This is a genomic window from Moraxella sp. TY6 (assembly GCF_048551375.1).
Classification (GTDB): domain Bacteria; phylum Pseudomonadota; class Gammaproteobacteria; order Pseudomonadales; family Moraxellaceae; genus Faucicola.
Map to the genome: position 1 here is coordinate 12,241 of NZ_JBLYZJ010000022.1, position 16,427 is coordinate 28,667.

17 protein-coding genes are annotated in these 16,427 nt (G+C 39.7%); 11 read left to right on the forward strand and 6 right to left on the reverse strand.

Going from position 1 to position 16,427, the window contains the following annotated elements:
- The 6 genes from ACK1U4_RS11570 (at position 1) to ACK1U4_RS11595 (ending at position 5,607) form a co-directional block, all read left to right on the forward strand.
- Positions 1 to 1,062, forward strand: a complete 1,062-nt coding sequence (locus tag ACK1U4_RS11570) for a glycosyltransferase (RefSeq protein ID WP_419401308.1) — start codon at positions 1 to 3, stop codon at positions 1,060 to 1,062.
- 22 nt (positions 1,063 to 1,084) lie between these two features.
- The gene (locus tag ACK1U4_RS11575; RefSeq protein WP_419401307.1) at positions 1,085 to 2,224 is read left to right on the forward strand and encodes a glycosyltransferase family 4 protein; all 1,140 of its coding nucleotides are present in this window, start codon (positions 1,085 to 1,087) and stop codon (positions 2,222 to 2,224) included.
- A gap of 13 nt (positions 2,225 to 2,237) precedes the next feature.
- Positions 2,238 to 3,176 (forward strand): NAD-dependent epimerase/dehydratase family protein, encoded by a 939-nt coding sequence (locus ACK1U4_RS11580; protein WP_419401306.1) that lies wholly within the window; start codon positions 2,238 to 2,240, stop codon positions 3,174 to 3,176.
- A complete protein-coding gene (locus tag ACK1U4_RS11585) occupies positions 3,173 to 3,733 on the forward strand; it encodes a sugar transferase (protein WP_419401305.1) in 561 nt (186 codons plus the stop codon). Before ACK1U4_RS11580 ends, ACK1U4_RS11585 begins: the two co-directional genes overlap by 4 nt.
- Positions 3,734 to 3,914: 181 nt before the next feature.
- On the forward strand, positions 3,915 to 5,378 hold the full coding sequence (locus ACK1U4_RS11590; protein WP_419401304.1) for a capsule assembly Wzi family protein: 1,464 nt from the start codon (positions 3,915 to 3,917) through the stop codon (positions 5,376 to 5,378).
- A 106-nt stretch (positions 5,379 to 5,484) separates the two neighbouring features.
- Entirely contained in the window at positions 5,485 to 5,607 is a 123-nt protein-coding gene (locus ACK1U4_RS11595; protein ID WP_419401303.1) for a hypothetical protein, read from the forward strand.
- Here the strand turns inward: ACK1U4_RS11595 and ttcA are convergent.
- Positions 5,604 to 6,689 carry a tRNA 2-thiocytidine(32) synthetase TtcA gene (gene ttcA / locus ACK1U4_RS11600; protein WP_419401302.1) on the reverse strand — a complete coding sequence of 362 codons (1,086 nt, stop codon included), beginning with the start codon at positions 6,687 to 6,689 and terminating at the stop codon, positions 5,604 to 5,606. The two genes, ACK1U4_RS11595 and ttcA, sit on opposite strands and share 4 nt — an antisense overlap.
- A gap of 156 nt (positions 6,690 to 6,845) precedes the next feature.
- Entirely contained in the window at positions 6,846 to 8,072 is a 1,227-nt protein-coding gene (locus tag ACK1U4_RS11605) for an AI-2E family transporter (RefSeq protein ID WP_419401301.1), read from the reverse strand.
- A 225-nt stretch (positions 8,073 to 8,297) separates the two neighbouring features.
- Here ACK1U4_RS11605 and purM point away from each other — a divergent pair, with 225 nt between their 5' ends.
- The 4 genes from purM (at position 8,298) to dcd (ending at position 11,710) form a co-directional block, all read left to right on the forward strand.
- Complete coding sequence (purM, locus tag ACK1U4_RS11610) at positions 8,298 to 9,353, forward strand: phosphoribosylformylglycinamidine cyclo-ligase (RefSeq protein ID WP_419401300.1); 1,056 nt, start codon at positions 8,298 to 8,300, stop codon at positions 9,351 to 9,353.
- Positions 9,354 to 9,355: 2 nt separating this feature from the next.
- A complete protein-coding gene (locus ACK1U4_RS11615; RefSeq protein ID WP_419401299.1) occupies positions 9,356 to 9,952 on the forward strand; it encodes a DJ-1/PfpI family protein in 597 nt (198 codons plus the stop codon).
- Positions 9,953 to 10,378: 426 nt separating this feature from the next.
- Positions 10,379 to 11,065 carry a phosphoribosylglycinamide formyltransferase gene (gene purN, locus ACK1U4_RS11620; protein WP_419401298.1) on the forward strand — a complete coding sequence of 229 codons (687 nt, stop codon included), beginning with the start codon at positions 10,379 to 10,381 and terminating at the stop codon, positions 11,063 to 11,065.
- Positions 11,066 to 11,134: 69 nt separating this feature from the next.
- Positions 11,135 to 11,710: a dCTP deaminase gene (dcd, locus tag ACK1U4_RS11625; protein WP_419401297.1), complete on the forward strand. Its 576-nt coding sequence runs from the start codon at positions 11,135 to 11,137 to the stop codon at positions 11,708 to 11,710.
- 190 nt (positions 11,711 to 11,900) lie between these two features.
- On the opposite strand, the gene ccoP is transcribed toward dcd, so the two are convergent.
- Genes ccoP through ccoN form a run of 4 tightly spaced genes read right to left on the reverse strand, consistent with a single transcriptional unit; the run spans position 11,901 to position 15,293 of the window.
- Positions 11,901 to 13,025: a cytochrome-c oxidase, cbb3-type subunit III gene (gene ccoP, locus ACK1U4_RS11630; RefSeq protein ID WP_419401296.1), complete on the reverse strand. Its 1,125-nt coding sequence runs from the start codon at positions 13,023 to 13,025 to the stop codon at positions 11,901 to 11,903.
- Positions 13,022 to 13,195 carry a cbb3-type cytochrome oxidase subunit 3 gene (locus ACK1U4_RS11635; protein ID WP_419401295.1) on the reverse strand — a complete coding sequence of 58 codons (174 nt, stop codon included), beginning with the start codon at positions 13,193 to 13,195 and terminating at the stop codon, positions 13,022 to 13,024. The genes ccoP and ACK1U4_RS11635 overlap by 4 nt, the downstream gene beginning before the upstream one ends.
- Positions 13,195 to 13,806, reverse strand: a complete 612-nt coding sequence (ccoO, locus tag ACK1U4_RS11640; protein WP_419401317.1) for a cytochrome-c oxidase, cbb3-type subunit II — start codon at positions 13,804 to 13,806, stop codon at positions 13,195 to 13,197. Before ccoO ends, ACK1U4_RS11635 begins: the two co-directional genes overlap by 1 nt.
- 17 nt (positions 13,807 to 13,823) lie before the next feature.
- Positions 13,824 to 15,293 (reverse strand): cytochrome-c oxidase, cbb3-type subunit I, encoded by a 1,470-nt coding sequence (ccoN, locus tag ACK1U4_RS11645; protein ID WP_419401294.1) that lies wholly within the window; start codon positions 15,291 to 15,293, stop codon positions 13,824 to 13,826.
- A 459-nt stretch (positions 15,294 to 15,752) separates the two neighbouring features.
- On the opposite strand from ccoN, the gene ACK1U4_RS11650 reads away from it, so the two are divergent.
- On the forward strand, positions 15,753 to 16,142 hold the full coding sequence (locus tag ACK1U4_RS11650) for an SCP2 sterol-binding domain-containing protein (RefSeq protein ID WP_419401293.1): 390 nt from the start codon (positions 15,753 to 15,755) through the stop codon (positions 16,140 to 16,142).
- Positions 16,143 to 16,427 lie beyond the last annotated feature (285 nt).

Here is a 16,427-nt window from a genome sequence, read left to right on the forward strand (position 1 = left end):
GTGAAAATATTATACATTATTACTGGGCTTGGTATGGGTGGTGCAGAACGTGTAGTGTGTGACCTTGCTGACCAAATGATACTACGAGGGCATCAAGTCAAAATCGTTTATTTAACAGGAGAGTCGATTACTAAGCCAAAATCTAACGAAATTGAAGTTGTTTATTTAGGCTTGAATAGTGCAAAAGACTGTGTTAAAGCATCTTTAAAATATAGAAAGCTCATTGCAAAATTTCATCCTGATATTATTCATGCTCATATGGTTCATGCTAATATTTTTGCAAGATTAAATAGAATCGGTGTAGACGTACCCAAGTTAATTTGTACTGCCCATAATTCAAATGAAGGTGGTAAGTTACGTATGTTAGCTTATCATTATACTAACTTCCTATCTGATAAAAATACAAATGTCAGTAACGAAGCAACAGAATCATTAATTAATAAAGGTGCATTTAATAAACATAATGTTATAACCGTATATAACGGTGTCGATCTCGAGAATTTTAAACATCTTACAAGCGATGATTGTAAAAAAAGTAATGAAAAAATATTTTTATCTGTTGGTAGGTTTAATCAACAAAAAGATTATCCAAATTTATTGAATTCTATATCAATAGCGAAGCTCGACAATGTTAAATATTTAATAGCAGGTGATGGTGAGCTAAGACAAGATATAGAAAAATTAACTCACAAACTGAGCTTAGAAAACAAGGTAAGCTTGCTGGGAAAAAGAAATGATATACCAGAGTTGTTAAATAATGCAGATTTTTTTGTTTTATCATCTAAACACGAGGGGTTGCCAACCGTAGTAATAGAGTCCATGGCTTGTGGCTGTTTTGTGATTGCGACAGATTGTGGTGGCACAGCCGAAATTATGGGTGATACTGGCATACTTGTACCTCCACAAGACAGTCAAGCCCTTGCGGAAGCGATGCAAAAGGCAATGAGTTTGAGAGATGAGCAAATCCAAGAAAATAATATACGAGCAAGAAAGCGAGTGGAAGAGCTGTTTTCCTTAGAAAAAAGCGTTGAAAGGTGGCTAGAGATTTATCAATCTGAATAAATGTATATCAAAAGGCTTCTTAATGAGTAATTCTAAAAAAATCATTGTGATTGGTACAATGTCATCTTATTTATATAACTTTAGAAAAGATTTAATTAAATATTTAATTAAATTAGGACATGAAGTTTATGCTTTAACAACAGATGATGACCCTAAATATACAAGTCAAATAAAATCACTGGGAGTAACACACTATACTTACCCTATGGATAGGGGGGGCGTTAATCCAGTAAGCGATTTTTCAAGTATCAAGAGTTTGTATAAACATATTAACGCTATAAAACCCGACGTGGTTTTTAGTTATACTACTAAGCCTGTTATCTTTGGAACAATTGCAGCAAAAATGGCTAAAGTACCAAATATTGTTGGCATGATTGAGGGGTTGGGTTACACATTTACTGAGCAACCAATAGCTGAAACCAAAAAAACTAAACTTATTAGAGCAGTACAAGTTTTACTTTATAAAACTGCTTTGCCTTTAGCTGATAATATAATATTTTTAAATCCAGATGACCCTAAAGATTTATTAGATACCTATGATATTAGTGTAAAAAAATCCCATATTGTTGGTGGAATAGGTCTAGATATGTCTGAATATCCATTTCAGCCCTATCAACATACAGATAAAGTAAATTTTTTGTTTATTGGTAGATTATTGAGAGAGAAAGGTATATATGAATTTATTGAAGCAGCTAAGCAAGTCAAATTGAAATATAATCATGCAAAGTTTACTGTATTAGGTAGTTTGGATACTCAAAATCCAGGTGCTTTATCAGAAATAGAGCTTAAACAACTTATTAATACTGGTTTAATTGAATATCCAGGGCATGTCGACAATATCGCAGAATGGTTAAATAAATGTGCTGTTTTTGTGCTACCCTCATATCGTGAGGGTGTTCCTAGAAGCACACAGGAAGCGATGGCTATAGGCCGAGCAGTTATTACGACTGATGTACCAGGTTGTCGTGAGACAGTGATTGATGGTGACAATGGTTTTCTTGTGACTAAATGGAATCCAAAACCCTTGGCGGAAAAAATGATATATTTCATAGAAAACCCCACACAGATTATAAAAATGGGTGAACGTAGTCATGAGATTGCAAAAGAGAAATTTGATGTAAATACTGTTAATCAAAAACTTGCAAATATTATTCTTTCTTAAATTGAGGGATGTAATGAAAATTTTAGTTACAGGAGCAAATGGCTTTTTGGGGAAAGAGGTGGTTATATTCCTTTCTTCAAAAGAAGAGGTTATTGCTTGCACTCGTCATAGTAGATATGGCCTTGATGTGGAACATCGTCAGCTAACTAATTTTACTGATGCAAAAGAGTGTAATCGTGTATTACATGATATTGATATAGTTATCCATTGTGCAGGTTTAGCGCATGTGCATAGCACTGATGATGTAAAAGATGATTTTTATAAAGCTAATGTCCAATCAACCAAAGTGTTGGCAGAGCAAGCATTAGCAAATAATGTAAAGAAATTTATATTTATTAGTTCAATTGGTGTTAATGGTAATAAAACAGAAGGTCAGCCATTTACAGAGTTGCATACTACAAATCCAATCAATGAGTATGCTCTATCAAAACTTAAAGCTGAACAAGCTCTTTATCAAATTTTTGAAAAAACAACAACTGATTTAATTATTCTAAGACCACCATTAATCTATGCTGGTAATGCTCCAGGTAATTTTAATAAATTATTAAAGATTGTAAGTTTAGGTGTGCCTTTACCATTTTTATTATTAAATAACAAAAGAACTATGATTGGGCTAGAAAACTTATTGGGGTTGATTGAAAAGTGTATTGATTATCAGAAGCCAATCAAAGCTACATTTGTTATTGGAGATGATGAATCAGTATCTACAAAGCAAATCTTACTTAATCTTGGCAAAGGTATGGATAAGACAGTTAAATTATTGCCTTTTCCGAAGCTTCTAGCTAGAGTTGGTGCAAAAATTTTTGGTCAACATAAATTATATGAACAGCTGTTTTGTGATTTAGAAATTGATAATTCAAAGATCAAAACTACTTTAAATTGGCAACCAGAATTTACTACTAATAAACTGCTAATTAAATCTGCTCAAGAGTATAAGAGAAATTTATTATGATTCGACTCCTAGATTTTTTATTCGCCTTGATTGGCTTGATAGTATCACTACCGTTGTTGGTCATTGTATTGGTCATTGGCTTTTTTGATACAGGTTCACCCTTATTTATCCAAGAACGAGTGGGTAAAAATAAAAAACCATTCAAACTTATTAAATTCCGTACCATGAAAGTTGCGACCCAATCGGTGGCTAGCCACTTGGTTGATGGCTCTGCTATTACGAAGATGGGTAAATTTTTACGTAAAAGCAAACTTGATGAATTACCACAGCTAATCAATGTATTAAAAGGTGATATGAGTTTTGTAGGACCTCGTCCCAATTTGTTTAACCAAGAAGAGCTGATACAAGAGCGTGATAAGCTTGGTGTGTATGATGTTAAGCCAGGTATCACAGGTTTGGCTCAGATCAATAATATTGATATGTCAACACCTAAGCTACTGGCAGCAACAGATAAAAAAATGCTAGATAATCTGTCACTAAAGAAATATTTTGGCTATATTATTAGTACCGCATTGGGTAAAGGTAGTGGTGATGCCGTAAAATTACAAACCGCTTAAATGATAATGGAAGTATAACTGATATCATTTAAAGAGATTATCAACGTTTTTGCTACGAAAACATCCTATAATTTTTTGATAAAAAGGGCATAATAGCAACTATTATGCTCTTATTTTTTGCCAGTGGGTATGTCGATATCTGTGTCAAATTTGATAAATTTTTAATTTAGTGAGATTTATTATGTCAGTCATTGTAAAAAATTCTAAACTTACCAAAACCATCCTGATGCAAGCCATTGTGCTGAGTATGGGGCTAGGTGCGATACAAGCAAGTAATGCAGGACAACTGGTTCAAATTGACCAAGATTTACGTCAAGATTTACAGACCTTGGCATTAAGCGGGGCGATTGATATCAATACCAGCACGTGGCCGTTAAGTTCAGAGGTGATTGAGCGAGCATTAAGCCAGGCTAGCCCTAAGACTGAGTATGAACACCAGTTATTACAAAAAATCCAACAGCAAATCACCCAAACTGACCAGTCTAAACTACAAATCGTCACCAATATTGAGGGTGACAAACGAGCCGTGGTCAAAGGCTTTGAGCAAGCAGGTAATAATGTTACCCCATTTGGCGTATCAATGTCTCATGCCCATGCAGATAATCGTCTAGATTATCGTATTCAAGCGACATATAATGCTGAAGATGATGAACCTAGCAAACAAGCAAATTTCGATGGCAGTTATATCGGTACAAAAGTAGGTAATCATCGTGTGGCTTTTGGTAGCTTGCCAATGTGGTGGGGTAATGGTGTTGATGGTAGCTTGATTCGTAGTGATGTTGCTCGCCCTGTAACAGGGGTATTGGTACAACGAGCTGACCCTAAGCCGATTGATTTGCCTGTGTTAAAAAAATTGGGTGAAGTGAATTATCAGATTACCGCAGGTCAGTTGCAAGGCTATGAGGCTGTACCGAATGCGAAGTTGATTGGTACACGAGTGACGGTCAAGCCGAATGCTTCTTTAGAGCTTGGGGCATCTCGTACCATGATGTGGGGTGGCGAAGGTCGTGATAATAGTTTGAAAGCCTTTGCTAAGGCTTTTACGGGGTTAAAAGATAATGTTTATTCAGGCTATGACCCAGCGAACCATATTGCTGGTTTTGATGTTCAATTGAATTTACAACCTAAATTTAACATGCCAGCCAGTATTTATGCAGAACTTATCGGTGAGGATGAAGCAGGTGGTTTACCATCAAAGCATGCTTATCTTGCTGGGATAAAAGGGCTAGTACCCATTAAAGGCAAACCTTGGCTTTGGCATGCTGAATGGGCGAATACTTATTATGATTTTGATAAAACCAATATTATGTATGGTCATAGCATTTATCGAGATGGTTATTATCAAAAAGGTTTACCGTTAGGTCATCCTATCGGTGGTGATGGTGAAGTAGTGACGGTCGGTTTGTCTGGTGATATCAATCCACAGCATCGTTTGGGGTTTAGCTATACCAAGGCTAAGGTAAATCAGTCTAATCAAACTACCAATGTCGCATTTCCTACCGCAAAAACGTTAGATATCGCCAATGCCGATTGGCAATACCGTTATAACGATAAACTCACTACCAAAATGGGGATTTGGGGACAGCGTGATGATGCGGATGAAACCGATGTGGGTGGTAAAGTGACTTTGACTTATCAGTATTAATAACAGCAGTTATAAGTAGAGTCACAATGAGGGGCTAGTACACTATAGTACCCCATTACATGCCAACCTTCACAAAGCTTATATCACTTTTGGTATGATGGATTTTATGACCCACATTGGGGTGGGCGTTTTGACAGAAGCAGTGCGTGGGGCAGTCCGTATTATGGGGGCATTGGCAGTTTTTATGCCCCATTACCCAAGCGATAATCGTTTAAATTCAGTCGCTTAAATTAACGGATTAATCGTTGGAATTTTGGCATTTTTTACCGATTTGCTAGGGTCAAAGGTCTGCACTTCTGGCGAAGTCGGTACGCCTTTTTGTTGAAGGCTATCATCAATTTGTCCTGATTGAATATTTTCGCCTTCAAAAACTCGAATATTATCATTGCGATTTAGCGTCAAGCTTTCAAAGTCAAATAGCTCACGGTCGGCAAGCTGACTGGGAGCGACATTTTGCAATGCCCCAAAAATCGAATCTAGGCGTTTGGGATATTTTTCATCCCATTCTCGTAGCATGTCATTAATCATCGCTCGTTGTAGATTTTCTTGGCTACCGCATAGGTTACAAGGAATAATCGGAAATTTTTTATAATTGGCATATTTAATGATGTCTTTTTCTTCCACATACGCCAGCGGACGAATCAGAATATTCTGCTCATCATCGGATAATAGCTTGGGTGGCATGGATTTGAGGCTACCACCATGAAACAGGTTTAAGAAAAAAGTCGCCATCATGTCATCACGGTGATGACCCAACGCCACTTTGGTCGCCCCAATTTGTTTAGCAAAACCATATAATGAGCCACGGCGTAAGCGAGAACATGCCGAGCAGTAAGTCTTACCCTCTGGAATGATTTGCTTGACCACGCTATAGGTATCTTTTTCCAAAATATAATACGGAATACCGTTCTTTTCGAGGTATTCTGGTAAGATATGCTCTGGGTAATTGGGTTGTTTTTGGTCGAGATTGACCGCCACTACATCGAATTTTACAGGGGCGATTTTTTTAAGAAATAATAAAATATCCAGTAGCGTAAAGCTGTCTTTCCCCCCAGAAATACACACCATCACCACATCACCATCTTCAATCATGTTGTAGTCACGAATCGCCCATGACACCAATTTTCGCAGTTTCTTTTGCAACTTGCGAAAGCGTGCGGAATTGATATCACCTTGAGGTTCGTTGGCTTGGATTTCATTATCAGCTTGGTCTGGTTCGTCCGCCATAACTTCATCTTGGGGTAAATCATCGGCTAAATCCACATCGAGTTCGGTGGGCAGTTGAGTGGTAGCGGTATGAGTAGCAGACATGATAAACCCTTAAGAGATAGTACATTCAAGCCAAAATTAGTGCATTTGGTAGGGACGTATTGCATACGCTCAAGATGATTAATGCCTAATTTTGAAGTGAATTGAAAATAAAAACGCTATTTTAAGGGTTTTTGGGGATAAGGGCAAATTCAAACATTACCCAAACATCTTTTTAATTTTTGCCAATGCCCCATTTTGTTGCCGAATTTCTGTTTCAGCTTCTTTTTCCGCTTGCTGTTGTTTGGCATCCATCAAGGTGCGTTCAGCAAACAAAGGCAACTGAGCATCCCCACGATAAAATTCACCTTCACGATACGCTTGATAAATATGACGAGCAAACACATTCAACACCGCTGCAATTGGCAATGCAATCAACATACCGACCACCCCTGCTAAACCTGCCCCTGCCAACACCGCAAACATTACCCACAGCGGTGACAAGCCGATTTTATCACCCAGTAGCAAGGGTTGTAGCACGTAGCCCTCGACCATTTGACCGACCATAAATGCCCCCACAATCAACGCCATTTGCACCCAATCTAAGCCAAACTGAAAAAATCCTGCAATTATGGCGGCGACAAATCCCAAAATAAAACCCAAATACGGCACAAAACTGGCAATCCCTGCAATCATTCCAATAATCAAACCGACCTTTAGCCCAATCATTTGCAACTGCACGGCATACACAATGCCGAGTAAAATCATCACCAACAACTGCCCTTTGATAAAGGACATCAATGCCTCATCGGTTTCTTTGGCAATCTCATAAGTTTTTGCCAAAAAGCGGTTGGGAATGGCATGGCGAAATTGAATCAGCCGTTCCTCCCAATTATATAAAAAATAAAACATCAAAATCGGCACAAGCACCACCAATCCTGCAATATTAATTACACTCATACCCGATAAAAATAAATTCATAAAAAATGAACGAGCATCGGTAATATTATAATTTTGCTTGAGATAATCCACCAAACCTACCGACATATCTTTCACTTGTAATGGTGGCAAGCGAATTGGCGTATGCGATTTGACCCAACCTCGCAAGGTATTATTATAATAATCAATCGCTGAGGGTACATATTTCCACGCTGCCTGTAACTGTTCCCATGCTAGCGGAATCAGCCACCATAACACCCCACCAATTAGTAATGCACTGCTAAAATATACCAATAAAATCGCCAGCCAACGGCGAATATGCAAAATATCTTGTAATTTCTGCACCAATGGATTGACCACATACGCCAACACAAATGCCACTATAAACGGCAAAATCACCGACTGTAAGCGATACACCAACCAGCCAAACACCACCATACCCACCAAAATAAACAATCGCCGAAAGAATGGGTCAGTGGAAAAACGATAAGGGGGTGGGTTATACATGGTCGCCTCAAAAGTTAAAAATTAGAATATTATCGTGAATTATTTGGGCTAATTTTAGGCAATTTTGAAAAAATAGATAGCTCAAACTGCACAAATGATACAAAACGCTAAAAGTCTTTGCAAAAACACGGTTTTAACGGTTATTTTTGTCAATTTAAGCGTAATTTAGGTATAATGCCAATAAATTATTTTTATGCTTTCAATTGTTAGCCAAATAGGATTGCCATGACTGCTCAAACTACCAATAAAACCTCTTTAAGTTATAAGGATGCAGGCGTTGACATTGACGCAGGCGAAGCGTTAGTTCAACGTATCAAATCGGTTGCCAAAGCCACTGCTCGCAAAGAAGTCGTGGGTGGATTGGGCGGATTTGGGGCGTTATGCCGTATCCCACAAGGCTATAAATCCCCGCTACTGGTATCGGGTACAGATGGCGTTGGCACAAAGTTAAAATTAGCGTTAGACCTAAATGAGCACGACACCATCGGACAAGACCTTGTCGCCATGTGCGTCAATGACCTGTTGGTTTGCGGTGCAGAGCCATTATTCTTCCTTGACTACTACGCCACAGGCAAGCTAGACGTGGACGTTGCCGAAAAAGTCATCAAAGGCATTGGCGATGGTTGTAAACTATCAAACTGTGCGTTAATCGGTGGCGAAACTGCCGAAATGCCCGGTATGTATCATGGCAATGACTATGATTTGGCAGGCTTCTGCGTGGGCGTGGTCGAAGAATCAGAAGTCATCACAGGCGACAACGTGGCAAAAGGCGATGTGTTAATCGGTATTGCTTCAAGTGGTGTACATTCAAACGGCTATTCATTGGTGCGTAAAGTCATCGAAGTGTCAGGTGTGGACATCGCTACCGCTACGCTTGACGGCAAATTGCTTAAAGATGCGTTAATGCAACCCACAAAAATTTATGTCAAATCAATCAATGCCTTGCAAAAAGCCTTGGGCAATGCCAACATTCATGCGATGGCTCATATCACAGGCGGTGGCTTGACCGAGAATCTACCTCGTGTATTGCCAGAGAATTTGACCGCTCAAATTAATGTCAACTCTTGGACTTTCCCACCTGTGTTCCAATGGTTACAACAAAACGGTAATATCGAGCAGTCAGAAATGGTACGCACCTTTAACTGTGGCGTGGGCTTTGTGGTGGTATTGCCTGCAGATAAAGCCGATGAGGCGATTAAATTACTCAATGACAATGGCGAGACCGCTTGGAAATTGGGGGAAATTGTCGAGCGTGAAAATGATGCGGTGACGTATCGTTAATCATGCAACACATCACCGCCTTATTATTCGATGACTTTGAAACCCTTGACCTATTTGGCGTGGTCGAAGTCTTCGGACGTTTGCCCGAAATTTATACCTGCCATTTTGTATCATTAACAGGCGGTTTGATTACCAGTTCGCAAAACGTACAGATTCAAACCGTTGCGGTCGCTGACTTCCATTTACCAACCGATATTTTTCTGATTATTGGTGGTAAAGGCACTCGCCAACTAGTAAATGACAGCGTGTTTTTACAACAGGTCAAAGATTTTGCCAATCAAGCGACTTTTGTATTAAGTGTCTGTACAGGCAGTGCCTTGCTTGCCAAAGCAGGATTGCTTGATGACAAATCCGCTACGTCAAATAAGCTTGCTTGGCAATGGGTGATTGCTCAATCCGATAAAGTAAACTGGATTGGCAAAGCCCGTTGGGTGGTGGATGGTAAGTTTTATACCTCGGCTGGGGTCAGTGCGGGGATGGACATGGCGTATGGGTTTTTAGCAGACCAACATGGCATTGAGTTGGCACGGCAAAAAGCCCATGAAATCGAATACCATTGGCAGGAAGACCCAAATGATGATAGCTTTTTTACTGGCTAACAAAATTTTTAATGTTGCATTACTAAAAATGAGGTAAATATCGATATCCAAACTGCCGTATCAAATTACTCAGTACGCAAGCTATAACGAACAACTTTGGGCGATTGAAACGATTGCTAAAAACCTCAAGGACAATCCCGTATTACCTAAAAATAATCCCAAAAAAGCCTTTGTCGTAAAGCCCTACCGAATGGGGTTGACCGAACTACCAAGCCGTGAGGTGCTTTATGATGAACGAGCCGAACAAATCACGCAAGGCATGGGTTAGATTGATATGGGTAATTACTTTGCGATTGATACCAATATTTTGATGTATGCTTACGATGAAACATCAGCGTTTCATCCGAAGGAATTTATACGGTGAATGTCAAAGATTTTAAACAATTCGAGTTTCTAACTGTTCTTAAACCACTTATCAGCTAAATTATGAACCAAACACCTCTAAAAGTCGCCGTACTCGTTTCTGGCAATGGTAGTAATCTTCAAGTCTTAATCGACAAAATGCAATCGGGGCAATTACCGATTCAAATCGTTGGTGTCATCAGCAATAAAGCTGACGCTTACGCCCTCACTCGTGCCAATAATGCCAATATTCCGACCGCCATTATCGACCGTGATGAACATGGCAAAAAATACAGCCGTGTTGGCTTTGAGCAAAAAGCCCTAGATGTATTGCAAAGCTGGCAACCTGATTTGGTCGTATTGGCGGGGTTTATGCGGATTTTAACGCCCCTGTTTATAAATGGGGTTATCGATGGCGTGACAGCAGACAACGGCTTAAACGTGCCAATGATAAACCTACATCCGTCACTTTTACCAAACTATAAAGGGCTAGACACCCACGAACGAGTGTTAAAAAGTGGCGAACGCTATCATGGCTGTAGTGTGCATTTAGTCACCAGTGAACTGGATGCTGGCGAAGTCATCGCCCAAGCAGTTACCGCTATCAAACACAACGAAACTGCCGAAGCCTTACAAAACCGTGTACATACATTAGAACATCAGCTATTGCCAATGGTGGTCGCATTGTTTGCTCAAGGTGTCATCATGGTCGATGGTGAGATATTGAAAAATCAATTGGGGTTAAATTTCCCAATAAAATTGGCTTATTGACGAATTGGGGTAAAGGCTAAATTTTTTAATCCTTATTCAACCACATTAACTTATTTAAATGGTGAAAAAATGTCTATTAAATCCGACCGTTGGATACGCCAAATGGCACTTGAACACGGCATGATTAGTCCTTTTGAAGCAAGTCAAGTCCGCTTTAATGAGCAAGGTGAAAAACTCGTGAGTTATGGCACATCAAGCTATGGCTATGATGTTCGCTGTGCCAGAGAATTTAAGGTGTTTACCAATGTTCATTCTGCTATTGTTGACCCTAAAAACTTCGATGAGCGTAGCTTTATTGATATTGTGGGAGATGAGTGTATCATTCCACCCAATTCATTTGCGTTGGCTCGCACGGTGGAATACTTCAAAATTCCTCGTGATGTATTGACGATTTGTTTGGGTAAATCGACTTATGCTCGCTGTGGCATTATCGTGAATGTCACACCACTTGAGCCTGAGTGGGAAGGGCATGTGACGCTTGAGTTTAGTAATACTACCAATTTACCTGCACGGATTTATGCAGGGGAGGGCGTGGCCCAGATGTTGTTTTTTCAAAGCGATGCCGATGATGTCTGCGAAACATCCTATAAAGACAGAGGCGGTAAATACCAAGGTCAAACAGGTGTTACATTACCAAAAGCTTAGACCGAAAGCCTAAGTCAAGCGTGTGATTTGTCGATAGAAATTAGGTCAGCGTAGAGGCGTATTGCATACGCCCTTTATATTTAAAAACCAAAAAGTTAAAATGTCAAACACAGCGTAATGCTTATACCCAATACAAAATTAGGATACAAAAAAATCGGCTACTTAAGCCGATTTTTTTATTGAGAAATGATTATTTTGCCGTGCTAGCAGGTGTAGCAGTTGCAGTGGCAACCACAGTAGTTGCTGGTTTGTCTTTGGTTTCTGCCAATGAATATACATACGCAGAAAGTAGCATAATACGCTCGTTACCCAATTTGCTATCCCAATGTGGCATGACACCTGCACGACCGTTACGTACCGTGGTGCGTACAGTTTCACGGTCACCACCATATAACCAAGTGTTGTCCGTTAGGTTCAATGCACCGACATCTTTGCTACCTTTACCATCTTTACCATGACATACCGCACAGTTGGCTTCAAAGATGGCTTTACCTTGGGTAACCATCGTTTGGTTAAGCTCGCCATTTTCTTTTGAGCCATGCTCAGGTGATAGTGATAGCACATATTCTGCTGCTGCACGTACACCATCTTCACCGATTTGGGCTTTCCATGCCGGCATACCACCCACACGACCATGCTGAATGGTTTGTAGGATTTTTTCTGGTGTGCCACCATAAATCCAGTCATTGTCAGTCAAGTTTGGATAACCTGTTGCACCACGAGCCTGTGAGCCATGACAAACTGAACAGTTTTGTAAGAACAAACGTTGACCAATTTTGATTGCCTGTGGGTTTTGCGATAATTTTTCTACCGCAGGAGCAAGGGCAACGATTTGTTTGTCAATTTCTGTTTTTAGACCTGTATCAGGGGTTGCATTTTTGGCTTGTTTGTCTTGTAGCTGTTTTAGACTCGCTAATTGTGCAGTGACACCAGCATCTTGCAAGATTTTATCATTAAAGGTTTTGATAAATACCGCATTGTTGCTTTGTAGGTCACTGGCTAATTCGTTAGCACTGGTCCAAGGTACTTCTTGACCATCAACCTTCACAGTTGTAATGCCTTTCCAACGCTCTGGCATAATAGATGGGAATAACACAAAATACAATAATCCCCACGCTAATGTTCCCCAAAAGATAACCAACCACCATTTTGGCAAGGGTCGGTCATATTCTTGGATACCATCATACACATGACCTGTTGTGCCATCGTCTTCCATAGTTGGGCGGTAGTTCAGAGTACCTGCCAACCACCATAGAATCCATAACCAACAGCCTAGTGATAAAATGGTAACCCATATACTCCAAAATAGGCTCATTTTTTATCCTTATTGCGTTCTGATGTGTGGATAATATCTTCCTCATCTAACGCAAGTTGTGCATCTTCTTCAAATCTTTGACGATTGCTTGGTGAGTAAGCCCACCAAACAATCGCAATAAAGGCAATGAATGCCGCTACAGTTGCGATACTGTGTAATGTACCTAACATTAGCGTTGTCCTTGCATTGCTGTACCAAGCTGTTGTAGATAAGCAACCACGGCATCAAGTTCAGTTTTACCTTGTACCGCATCAGGTGCACCTGCGATATCTGCATCACTATAAGGGACACCAAAGCGATCACGGAATAGTTTCATTTTTGCTTGAACTTCTTGACCATTAACATTGTTTTTGGCAAGCCATGGGAAAGGAGGCATCACAGATTCTGGTACTAACGCTTGAGGGTTAATCAAGTGTTCTTTTTGCCAGTCATTTGAGTAGCGTCCACCCACACGAGCTAAGTCAGGACCTGTACGTTTTGAACCCCATAAAAATGGGTGATCCCAGGCAGACTCAGCTGCACGTGAGTAAGGTCCATAACGCTCTACCTCTGCACGCAATGGGCGTACCATTTGGGTGTGACAGACGTGACAACCTTCACGAATATAAATATCACGACCTTCAAGCTCAAGGGCAGTCCAAGGCTTCATATTTGGTAAAGGTTGGTTTACATCCTTGGTAAAAACTAAAGGTACAATTTCAACCAAGGTCGCAAAGCCAATTGAAACAACAATCAATAGCAGTAGAAGACCTGTATTTTTTTCAATAATTTCATGATTGATTTTCATGAGTCCTCTCCTTAAGCTTGATGAGTGGTCGCAGTTTCTGCAATGGGAGCAGAATCAAGCACTTTAACAGGTTTGGTTGCTGGCAATGTGACGGTCTTATACACGTTATATGCCATTACTAGCATACCAGAAACATACAATAAACCACCAAATGCACGACCAATATAAGGGAAGTGTGAGAACAATACGGTATCAACAAAGCTATATACCAAGGTACCATCAGGGTTGGTCGCGCGCCACATCATACCTTGACCAATACCCGAAATCCACATAGACACGATATAGAAAATCGTACCTGCTGTCGCAAGCCAAAAGTGAGCAGTAATCAAATCAATTGAATACATTTTCTCTTTTTTCCATAGACGTGGAATCAGCACGTATAATGAACCTACAGTAATCATACCTACCCAACCCAATGCACCTGAATGCACATGACCAACAGTCCAGTCAGTATTGTGTGACAAAGCATTCACGGTCTTAATAGACATCATCGGGCCTTCAAAAGTTGACATTGCATAGAAAGATAATGCAACAATCAAAAAGCGAATGATAGGGTCAGTACGTAATTTATCCCAGCTACCAGATAAGGTTAAGACACCATTAATCATACCACCCCAAGATGGTGCAAATAAAATTAGTGAGAAAACCATACCCAAAGACTGTGTCCAGTCAGGTAATGCTGAGTAATGAAGATGGTGACCACCCGCCCACATATAAGACGCAATCAACGCCCAAAAGTGGATAATAGATAAACGATAAGAATAAACTGGGCGACCAATTTGGACAGGTACAAAGTAATACATCATACCCAAGAATGCTGCTGTCAAATAAAAACCAACTGCATTATGACCGTACCACCATTGCACCATTGCATCCGTTGCACCACCAAACAATGAATAAGATTTCCAAAAGCTTAGTGGAACTGCCATGCTATTCACAATATGTAGTAAAGCAATCGTTAAAATAAACGCTGCAAAGAACCAGTTTGCCACATAAATGTGTGAGGTTTTGCGTTTAAATAATGTACCGAAGAACACAATTGCATACGCTACCCAAACAATGGCAATTAAAACATCAATTGGCCATTCAAGTTCGGCATATTCTTTTGTAGAAGTCAAACCTAGTGGCAACGTAATCACGGCTGCCACAATGACTAAGTTCCAACCCCAAAAGGTAAACCATGCCAAATAGGGGGCAAACAGACGTGTTTTACACGTTCTTTGTACAATATAATACGAAGTCGCAAATAATGCACAACCACCGAATGCGAAAATCACCGCATTGGTGTGTAATGGACGCAAATGGCTAAATGTTAGCCAAGGAATCCCAAAATTAAGGGCGGGCCATGCTAATTGCGATGCAATGAACACCCCAACCGCCATACCGATAATACCGTAAACTACCGCCATGATAGAAAAAAGTTTAATAACTTCAATTTCATAATCATCGGTAGCTGGTATTGCTGTGTTTTGTAAATTCATTCGATGATTTCCTTTACAGCCTATATTATCAACAAGTTTAAGCGTGTTAAACAGCGATAACAGGGCTTAAACCTACGACTTAATACTGGGTATTGTAACTTAATCTTTGCTAAATATCACCTAATGTAATCACTATCCTGCAAAAAAAAGTTACACACTGAAGCATTATAATATGAAAATATAAAAAAACCATAAAAAATGTAGGGATTTTTGACGAAATCACCGTCTATCACGGATTTTTTGCTGTATTTTTTTAAAAAAAGAATGAAATTTTTTTAATTTTCGACCCTAGTTAAGATTAACTGATAAAAATCTTGTACCAATGGAAAGTAGAGGGAATGGCATAGCGATTTTATACGGTTGTGCGGATGTAATAGGCATTGTAAAAATTACCCAAAGCAGTTAATATGCTAAGTTTGACAATAATATGATGGCTACATTTATTAAGGAAACAACATCATGGCAAAAATGCTTACCCCAGAATGGTTTACCCAAGTTAATGAATTAACCCAACAAGCAGGCGAATTAAACATTTCACCTGCCCTCAAGAATGTTTCGATTAATCTTAACGTCACCAATGAAGGCGGTGATGCGGTATCGGCTTCTTTTTATGATGGTACGATTCACCAAGGTAGCAAAGATGGAGCATTGACCACACTCAACCTTGATGCGGAAACACTAAAAGCCGTGTTTCTTGAGCGTGATATGAACAAAGCGATGGAAGCCTTTATGGCAGGTAAAATCCGTGTTGATGGCGATATGGGGCAATTGATGTCAATTCAGACGTTGACTGCCAGCCCAGAACAAAAACAACTATTTAAAAATATTTTGGCGATTACCGAAGTATAATATCAAAACCAAAAAAAGCACCGTTTCTGTGATTAGAAATGGTGCTTTTTTATGTCCATGATTATTGGTGTTTTCATTAAAGGTATTAATTTTCAATGGTGCGTGGGACGCACCTTACAAGTTTGTCGGATTTGGCATAAAGCCCCCTCTTTTATAAAGAGGGGTTGGGGGAGATTTAAAAAGTATAGGACTTACGCAAAAATGCCATTTTGTAGGTTGGGTGGAAGAATGACACCCAACATAAACCATTCAAATTGTTGGGTATCGCAAGCTCTACCCAACCTA